This window comes from Insulibacter thermoxylanivorax, assembly GCF_015472005.1.
GTDB lineage: Bacteria > Bacillota > Bacilli > Paenibacillales > DA-C8 > Insulibacter > Insulibacter thermoxylanivorax.
Window position 1 is genome coordinate 1 of sequence record NZ_BMAQ01000040.1, and the last position, 9051, is coordinate 9051.

A 9051-nucleotide genomic window follows, 5' to 3' on the forward strand; every position below is an offset into this window, starting at 1 on the left:
CTGGAATAAAGCACGACTGGTTATCGTCATCCGGAAAGCGGAACGTTATGACGGTGACCAGCTGCAGATGTACGACTTTCTGTGGGAGTACGAAGCGATTGTATCCAATCTGCTGGATTGGGACCCGATCGACATCTGGCGGTTCTACAACCAGCGGGCGTGCGTGGAAAACCACATCGATGATATGCACTTTCGTAATTCGGGATAAGTATTGTGCACAAGAACGGCACAGATTCTCCAAAGCCCAAAATGGTCTTGCGGGCGGCCATCTTTTTTGAATTAAGTCAAGGAAAAATCATGCCTGCATAGATAAAAAAAGCTCAAGCGTCATCTCGCCCGAGCTTTAATCCACAAACTTTGACCAACCATGTTTCAATCCAAAATAACTATCCTATTTTCAGCTTTTGATCTTTTTATATCAATTATCCTTTGGTTCTCCGAACCACGGAATTTTAAGAGAACGTTTCGTTTATCTAATTCAAACTTGCCATCAACAAGTATATCGGTTTCATTCAGCAATTCCTCCCAACCCTTATGTTTGGATGAATTTCTAATAATATACTCATATGAATAGCCCGTGTAAGTCATTACATCTAGGTCAAGCTTATGTGATTCTCGGGCAAGAACGGCAAATGCCTGGGCCTGTTCAAAAGGCTCACCACCGCTAAATGTAATGCCGTCCAGCAGAGGATTCCTTTTGGCTTGTTCGATGATTGAGTCAACTGTTACTAATGAACCTTCATCAAAGGAATGGGTTTCCGGGTTATGGCAGCCAGGGCAGTTATGTTTGCAGCCCTGGGCAAAAACCACCAATCGAATTCCTGGCCCATCCACTATGGATTCCTTTATCAGTCCCGCAATTCTTATATAAGTATCCATTTATACCACCTTAAGCATTACTTTTTTTGAACGATAAATGCTTTACTCTGTCACACTCCTCAGCTCTTTTAGCATCATTGAATCTATCAAGAGTTCCCACGAGATATCCCGTAATACGCCTTATCCGTTCAAATTTGTTATCTCCTTCTTCACGACCGCAGGAGGGGCATGTATTACCGATAATTCCGCTATATCCGCATACAGGATCTCTGTCTACCGGATGATTAATAGAACCATATCCGATACCGGCTTCTTTCATTGCTCTGATTATTTTCTCAAAAGCCTGCAGGTTTTGTGTTGGATCACCATCCACCTCTACATATGTGATATGCCCTGCGTTGGTTAACTCGTGGTATGGAGCTTCAATCCTTATCTTATCAAATGCATTAATTTCATAGTATACTGGAACATGGAAACTGTTTGTGTAATATTCTTTATCGGTAACGCCCGCAATTGAACCGAATATCTTCCTGTCCATTTTGACAAATCTACCTGACAGCCCTTCAGCAGGAGTTGCAATAAGTGTAAAGTTCATGTTGTTCATTTTACTAGCATCATCCATACGTTTTCTCATATGTCGTACTATTTCCAGGCCTAGTCTCTGCGCTTCCTCAGATTCACCATGGTGTTTGCCGATTAATGCCTTTAAACATTCAGCTAATCCAATAAAACCAGTTGTAAGCGTTCCGTGTTTCAGCACTTCCCTGATCTCGTCATCCCAGCTAAGCTTATCAGAGTCGATCCATACGCCCTGGCCCATTAAGAATGGAAAGTTTTTAACCTTCTTTCGGGCTTGAATTTCATACCTTTCAAGAAGCTGGTCAATTACCATGTCTATCTTCTTATCAAGTTCACCAAAAAACACATTGACGTCTTTATTGCTTCTAATCGCAATTCTTGGCAGATTTATCGTCGTAAAGCTCAAGTTTCCTCTTCCGTAGACTATTTCTCTGGAAGGATCATAAACATTACCTATAACCCTTGTTCTGCAGCCCATATAGCTGATCTCTGTCTCAGGGCATCCAAACTTATAATATTTACGGTTAAAGGGAGCATCTAGAAATGAAAAGTTTGGGAACAATCTTTTGGCGCTCACTCTGCATGCAAGCTTGAACATATCATAGTTTGGATCTCCGGGATTATAATTGACGCCTTCTTTAATCTTGAATATTTGCACAGGGAATATGGGGGGTTCTCCATTTCCGAGACCTGCTTCCGTAGCCATAAGAATGTTTTTTATAACCAGCCTGCCCTCAGGGGAGGTATCAGTGCCATAATTTATGGAACTAAAAGGTACCTGGGCTCCTGCTCTGCTGTGCATTGTATTCAGATTGTGAATGAAGGCCTCCATAGCCTGGTACGTATTCCTATCGGTTTCTGCCAGTGCCTTCTCAGCAGCAAAAGCCTGCACCTTATGGACAATATCAACGTCATATACATAGTCCATAAGATATTTTTTCTCCACTTCCAGATATCTCTCGTTGGGTACTAATGTCGGGTAAAGCCCGTGATCTTTTGCTAGTTTTTCCGAAATTGAGTTAATCAGCGTTACCGCATCATTTATATCTATTAACAATTCCAAACCTTTGGCTAGGTTCTGCTTGTAAAGTCTGGAATACGTCTTTGCGACACCCAAAGCCATTCCATAATCAAAGTTGGGTATGCTTTGTCCGCCATGCTGATCGTTCTGATTAGATTGAATTGCTATGCATGCCAGGGCGGAGTAGCTGCGGATGTCGTTTGGTTCTCTCAAATGTCCATGTCCTGTGCTGAAACCATTTTTGAAAAGTTTGACTATATCAATCTGGCAACAGGTAGTGGTAAGACTATAGAAGTCCAAATCATGTATGTGAATATCTCCATTTTTATGAGCTTCAGCATGCTCTGGCTTCAATAAGAACATTTCATAAAACTGTTTCGCTCCCTCAGAACCATATTTAAGCATGGTTCCCATAGCAGTATCTCCATCAATGTTTGCATTTTCCCGTTTCAAATCATGATCCTTGGATTCTTTAAAAGTTAATTCCTCATATGTTTTCATTAGCCGGGTACTCATTTCCCTGACACGTGTTCGTTCAGCACGGTACAATATATATTTTTTTGCCGTTAGGATAAGCCCCTCCTCAATCAAAACTCTTTCAACGATGTCTTGAATATCCTCAACACCCGGAACCTGAATATTTGGGTCTTTATGCAACTGTTCCATAACTCTCTCTGCCAGAGTCATGGCTTTTTCATAGTCTTCTTCTCCAGCAGCAATAGTTGCCTTATAGATGGCATTGGTTATCTTCTCTATGTTGAAGGGTTCTTCCCTTCCGTCCCTCTTCCTGATTTTCGCAATCATACATTTCACACCTCTATTGAAATGAGTTTTAGATCCTATGAGATAAACATGACCGCCGGCTAAGCCGGCGGTTCTACGACTATTTTCAGGATGCAAACTGGACAAACTTGACTAGTGTGCCTCGCTGATCGGACCGCAATCCACGACGGTGAGACTATACTTGAGCTGTTGTTGTGTCACGCGATCATCAGCTTACCATCGTCAAAAACGAAACGTTTCGTCGGTGATGGGGGCCACTTTGGCCACCGCATACGTCGAGCCTTTCTGCGAGAAAAAATCATAGGTCGAACCTTCATTCCTAATCCCGTTCATGACGATCGGATTGATCTCCTCATCGGGAAACATTGCGTCTAAACCGAGATTCATCAGAGCTTTATTGGCATTATAGCGGACATAGCTTTTCACTTCAGGGCCGAGACCGGTTTCAGCATACACGTCATTCGTATATTCCAGCTCATTGTGATACAAATCAAGCAAAAATTCATAGCCCCAAACCGTCAGTTCCTCTTTCAACGAGTCCGGAAATTTGTTAAACAGTTGCTGCGCAAAATATCCGACGGCAACCCCGTGAATCGATTCGTCCCGCAGAATAAGGGAAATAACCTCCGCGCTGTTGCGCAATGTTCCTAGACCTCCCAAATACAGCGGGTAGAAAAATCCGGAATAGAACAGGAATGACTCCAGCATGACGGAAGCAAACATCGCCTTCCACAGAGAAACAGAATCATCGTCCTGAATCGAACGATAGACGTCACCGATTCTGTTCGCCTTGTATTGCAAATATTCATTACGCTTAACCCATTCAAAGATGGCATCGATTTCACTGTTCGTACATAATGTGGTGAAAATATACGAATACGATTTCGCGTGAATTGCCTCAAAAGAAGCAAACACCGTATACAACGCCTTTTCCTGCAGATCAGGCGCATAGCGGGCAATTTCGTTCATCCCGATGTTCGTCTGAATCGTGTCGAGCAAAGTCAATCCGGCCAGCACCTGCTTGTACGTTTCCTGATGTTCAAATTGGCTCCATTGCTTCACATCCTTGCTGACGGCGATTTCTTCGGGAAACCAGATCTGCTTCCATTGCTGGTCCCAAAACACTTTCACCAAATTCTGCCCGTTCCGGTTCCAATTCACCGCTTCATAACGCTTCAAATCGAACATGCCACACACTCCTCAATCGTCTGCAGCCGCTGCCGCACATAATAGACCGATTTAATTCCTTTCATCCAAGCATAGATATACAAGCGGGCCAAACGTTCCGTCGTCCATTGATCAGTTACGTACACTGTCATGGAAATGCCCTGATCCACATGCTTTTGCGCCGCTGCGTACAGATCCACCATACGATACTGGTCAATTTCATAGGCTTCCTTATATAGATGAATGTTCTCATCATTCAAAAACGGCATCGGATAAATGGTGCGGCTGTCCGCGTAATCACGGATTTCCACCCTTTCCGTGATTGGCGCAATGGAAGCTGTGCAGTTCCGTATATAGGAAATGCTGCCCGTCGGAGCCACCGCCAGCCGGTATGCGTTAAACAGGCCGTGCTCCATGACCTGCTCCTTCAAATCCATCCACATCTGTCTCGTAATGAGCGGCACCTTCCCCAATGCGCGCAGCACGGATGCCGGCAATTCCCTCTCTTCCTTGTTTACATACCGTTCAAAATAGGAACCGTCCGCATAATCGCTTTTTTCAAAACCGTAAAAGGTCTCCTTCCGCTCACGGGCAATACGCATCGATGCAAGGAGGGAATAATAATTCAACGCCTCCATGAACGCATCCACAAACAGGACCGACTCCTCCGACTCATAGTCCAATCCTTGCGAAACCAAATGCCCGTGCAAATTCATAACTCCTAGCCCTACGGAATGCATGAGCCGATTTGCTTTGCTGACGGACGGCACATTGCGAATATTAGTCATGAGCGAAACGTTGCTCAAAAGCCGCATAGCCGTATCTACGAGGGTTTCAAAATCCGTTTGCGTCGCCTTGTGAATGTCTAAGGATCCAAGATTGCAGGATACATCCATCCCGTATTCGTTCTCTATGCCGTGGTCATGGATGAGGCTAGTCTCCTGAACTTGGAATATCTCTGTGCACAGGTTGGACATTTTCACCCGTCCCAATTTGCGCAGCGGGTGCTGGTCATTGACATTGTCATCGAAGATTTCAAAGGGATACCCGGATTCGAATTGCGCCTTTTTGATTTCCGTGTACAGCTTCCGGGCATTTACCCGCTTCAGCTTGCGAATGTTCGGATTGTCCAGCAATTCATAGTACATTTCGCTCATACTGATTTCCGACATCCGCTTCCCGTATTCCTTGTAAATATCGTAAGGACTGAACAGCACAATATCCTTGTCCCGCTTCATCAATTCGAAGAAAATACTCGGCACAATAATGCCGGTAGACAAGGTCTTCAAGCGAATCTTTTCGTCAGCATTGGGTTTTTTGGAGGATATGAAGTTTTCGATATCGCCATGAAAAATGTTCAGATACACAACGCCCGAACCGTTTCGCTGCCCGAGCTGATTCGAATAGGAAAAGGCATCCTCCAGCAGTTTGGACACCGGCATGACACCGCTGGCACGGTTATGAATGCCCTTGATCGGATCGCCGAGCGGACGGAGATCCGTCAAATTGACGCCCACTCCTCCTCCCAGCCGGGACAATTCCAAGCAGTAACCGATATTGGCTGCAATGCTGTTCATCGAATCGTCAATCGACAGCTTGAAGCAGCTGACCAGTTCTCCTCTGGAACGTTTGCCACTGTTCAGTGTCGTTGGAGTGGCCGGCTGATAGGCGGTTAACATCGCATCAACCGCACGTTCGGCCAGCTCTTTGTCACCACAGGCCAGATAAAGGGCAATGATGACGATGCGATCCTCATACTTTTCCAAAATTTCCGACCCATCTCTGCTTTTCATTGCGTAGCCATCGTAAAATTTGCTCGCACTCATGAAGGACGGAAAACGGAAATGGTAGCTGTACGCCCTTTGGAAAAGCTGCTCAATAAACGCCATATCGTACTGTTCTAAGAACTCTTTCTCATAATATCCTTCTTCGACGAGATAGCGGATTTTTTCTTCCACGTCGATAAAATAACGCATTTTGACATTGACATATTCAAGAAAATATCGCCTGGCTGCTTCCTTGTCCTTGGCCAGATCAAGTTTACCCGTGCGGTTGTAATGGTGCAGCACTTCATTGTTAAGTCGCAAATACGATTTCATGTTGGTCTGCTCTCCTTTCTTTTATTTGCTCTTGGTAAAATTGCCGGATCACTTCGTAATCCGAAGGAAATCCGCGCAACTCGATCTTCCTCACCAGCGGAATATTCCATTGCGCAGCCAGGGTATCTCCGGCCTTGCCGTAATTGTGGTGCCCGAAGTTTCGGTTGCCGCTTACCGCCACTCCCCTGCAAAATTCCCCGTTTTTGTCCATAAATCTTCGTACAATGGGCGGCACATCCCCCAATCCGTCCGTATAGGTTAGAAGCACAAATGGTTCCTCAATCAACGTATCCTCGCCGATTTCGACGCTCGGCAATTGCAATTGAGAAACAATATAGCGGACATTGCCTGTGCGGCTGGCATATGCAATCATCTGTTCTCAATCCCCAGTTTCTCCAAGATTTCCTCGGAGCTAATCCAGAACTCGCCGCTGATTTCCAAGACCGGAACGGTCATCAAGCCGGCACGGATCAACCGCTCCCTGGCCGCTTCGTCATGATCGATATTTATGATGTCCAATTCCTTCCCACTGCGTTGCGCCTCGGATTTGATCCACATACATCTGGGACATACGGTTTTTGTGTACAGTTTCATAAAAATTCCTCCATATTGTGATTATAAAAAGCACCCTCTCATCGAGGGTGCTTGAAACGGCATCTGCAGGGCATGGATGGTATCAGCTCACCAGCCCAATATGATGGCAAGGCGTGCCAAAAACACATCCACATGTGCGAGCCGTTTCTTTTCTCAATCCCCGAAGAAAGGAAACGATTGTTTGGTCAGGCAGGTCTCCTGGCTTCGCATCATCCTCCCGTTCCCTTCCCATGCATTCTGCACAGTGGATGTGAACGTTCGTCCGCGTTACAGTTGCGGGGACAGCGCCAGATTCGCACTGGCTTCCCTATTAAACTGCCTTCGCAGTACCTCACCAAACACATTTATGAAGTTGATCGAGACAAATCCATCTTATCACACCATTTATCTAAACACAATATATTGTGTTGTTTTATCAATCAACCTCCAATATATTGATTTTATTTGCAATAATCCTCAAGGTACAGCATCCCGTGCAGGATCAGCAACGGTCTATGTAAGACTCATCAAATATCTCGCGAAGTATTAGGATCTGTCGTAGGATCTGTCGAAACATAAGACCCTTCTGGCTGGGCGTCAATCTCCCCTGCCGGAAGGGTCTTCTTCTGCTTGCGAAACTTCGATCAGCAAATATTCCCCTTCAATTCATCCACTCACGTTCAAATTCCGCAAGCAGCGCGCGTACTTCATCCGTCGACTTCGTGTTCATCAGCTGATTCCTTAATTCACCGGCGCCGCGGAATCCTTTGACGTATATTTTAAAACACCGCTGCAGGGATGCGAAGGGAAGCGGCAATTGATCAACGTATTGATCATACAGATCCAGGTGATATTTCAGCAGCTCGATATGTTCCTGCGGACTGTGTTCCCGGGGCTCTTTCTCGAAGGCGAAGGGATTCTTAAACACGCCGCGGCCGATCATGATGCCGTCAACGCCGTACTTCTCCGCAAGTTCCAGCCCTGTGCTTCGATCAGGAATATCCCCGTTAATCGTCAGCAGTGTCTGGGGCGCCGCTTCATCGCGTAATTTCTTAATCTCGGGGATTAGCTCCCAATGCGCAGGGACTTTGCTCATCTCCTCCTTCGTGCGGAGATGAATCGATAGATTGGCCAGATCCTGCTGCAAGAGATGCTTCAGCCAGTCCCGCCACTCGTCAACGTCGGTGTAGCCGAGCCTTGTCTTCACACTGACCGGCAGTCCGCCCGCCTTAGCCGCTTGGATCACCTCTGCCGCTACTTCCGGACGCTTGATCAGGCCGGCCCCTTTCCCCCGTTCTGCTACATTTTCTACAGGACACCCCATATTGATATCGACGCCGACAAATCCCATCTCCGCCATCCCGATGCTCATCTGCCGGAAATATTCCGGTTTGTCCCCCCATATATGGGCAACGATCGGCTGCTCATCTTCCGTGAAGATCAAACGGCCGCGCACATTTTTCACCCCTTCCGGGTGACAATAACTCTCCGTATTCGTAAACTCCGTAAAGAACACATCCGGTCTGCCGGCTCTGCTCACCACATGGCGGAACACTACATTCGTCACATCTTCCATTGGTGCCAAGACAAAAAACGGCCGCGGCAGCTCATTCCAAAAATTCTTCGTCAATTCCACCTGTACCCCCTTCGATGCAATATTTCATATTGTATCCTATAAAATCTCTAGTTCGGTATGGGCGATTGGTCTTAGAAAATTAATCATGAAGACAAAATCTATTCTTTATTTATGTTTTATTTTATCACTGCTGAATCCTTCATATGTGGGGAGCTCCCTCACGAAGCAAACAAAATAGTTGTTATATGCCATTCCAACGGTTTTCTTTCAATCCGTGAGTGTAAAATGTTTGTGGGCAGTAAAAAGGAATAATTGGTGAAACAATGCTTGAAAGCATGGAAAAAGGCTTCCCTTCTTGGTAGAGTGAAATGCGGCAAAACAAACCACTCAGAAAGGGGAAGCCTCATGCAACAGTTTATCATGAATTTGCCGAC

7 protein-coding genes, 1 pseudogene and 1 riboswitch are annotated in these 9051 nt (G+C 45.7%); of the genes and pseudogenes, 1 reads left to right on the top strand and 7 read right to left on the bottom strand.

The annotated features are described in order from the left end of the window. Positions 1–193 (top strand): annotated as a pseudogene (locus tag PRECH8_RS12755) (IS1380 family transposase); the annotation flags it as partial. A 179-nt stretch (positions 194–372) separates the two neighbouring features. Here the strand turns inward: PRECH8_RS12755 and nrdG are convergent. The 7 genes from nrdG to PRECH8_RS12790 form a co-directional block, all read right to left on the bottom strand. Continuing rightward, entirely contained in the window at positions 373–879 is a 507-nt protein-coding gene (nrdG, locus tag PRECH8_RS12760; RefSeq protein WP_200967491.1) for an anaerobic ribonucleoside-triphosphate reductase activating protein, read from the bottom strand. A gap of 10 nt (positions 880–889) precedes the next feature. Further along, positions 890–3223, bottom strand: coding sequence for an anaerobic ribonucleoside triphosphate reductase (locus tag PRECH8_RS12765; RefSeq protein WP_200967492.1), 2334 nt, complete (start codon positions 3221–3223; stop codon positions 890–892). A gap of 201 nt (positions 3224–3424) precedes the next feature. Then, complete coding sequence (gene nrdF, locus PRECH8_RS12770; RefSeq protein WP_200967493.1) at positions 3425–4390, bottom strand: class 1b ribonucleoside-diphosphate reductase subunit beta; 966 nt, start codon at positions 4388–4390, stop codon at positions 3425–3427. Beyond that, positions 4378–6468 carry a class 1b ribonucleoside-diphosphate reductase subunit alpha gene (nrdE, locus tag PRECH8_RS12775; RefSeq protein ID WP_200967494.1) on the bottom strand — a complete coding sequence of 697 codons (2091 nt, stop codon included), beginning with the start codon at positions 6466–6468 and terminating at the stop codon, positions 4378–4380. Before nrdE ends, nrdF begins: the two co-directional genes overlap by 13 nt. Beyond that, a complete protein-coding gene (nrdI, locus tag PRECH8_RS12780; protein WP_200967495.1) occupies positions 6446–6841 on the bottom strand; it encodes a class Ib ribonucleoside-diphosphate reductase assembly flavoprotein NrdI in 396 nt (131 codons plus the stop codon). The genes nrdE and nrdI overlap by 23 nt, the downstream gene beginning before the upstream one ends. Continuing rightward, positions 6838–7062 carry a glutaredoxin family protein gene (locus tag PRECH8_RS12785; protein WP_200967496.1) on the bottom strand — a complete coding sequence of 75 codons (225 nt, stop codon included), beginning with the start codon at positions 7060–7062 and terminating at the stop codon, positions 6838–6840. The genes nrdI and PRECH8_RS12785 overlap by 4 nt, the downstream gene beginning before the upstream one ends. 171 nt (positions 7063–7233) lie before the next feature. Next, positions 7234–7411: riboswitch (cobalamin riboswitch) on the bottom strand. Between the two features lie 291 nt (positions 7412–7702). Further along, positions 7703–8671 (bottom strand): tRNA dihydrouridine synthase, encoded by a 969-nt coding sequence (locus PRECH8_RS12790; RefSeq protein WP_200967497.1) that lies wholly within the window; start codon positions 8669–8671, stop codon positions 7703–7705. Positions 8672–9051 lie beyond the last annotated feature (380 nt).

Bases quoted from the DNA above. Each gene is read 5' to 3' on its own strand.
- nrdG (WP_200967491.1), bottom strand. From the start codon at position 879: ATGGATACTTATATAAGAATTGCGGGACTGATAAAGGAATCCATAGTG.
- PRECH8_RS12765 (WP_200967492.1), bottom strand. From the start codon at position 3,223: ATGATTGCGAAAATCAGGAAGAGGGACGGAAGGGAAGAACCCTTCAAC.
- nrdF (WP_200967493.1), bottom strand. From the start codon at position 4,390: ATGTTCGATTTGAAGCGTTATGAAGCGGTGAATTGGAACCGGAACGGG.
- nrdE (WP_200967494.1), bottom strand. From the start codon at position 6,468: ATGAAATCGTATTTGCGACTTAACAATGAAGTGCTGCACCATTACAAC.
- nrdI (WP_200967495.1), bottom strand. From the start codon at position 6,841: ATGATTGCATATGCCAGCCGCACAGGCAATGTCCGCTATATTGTTTCT.
- PRECH8_RS12785 (WP_200967496.1), bottom strand. From the start codon at position 7,062: ATGAAACTGTACACAAAAACCGTATGTCCCAGATGTATGTGGATCAAA.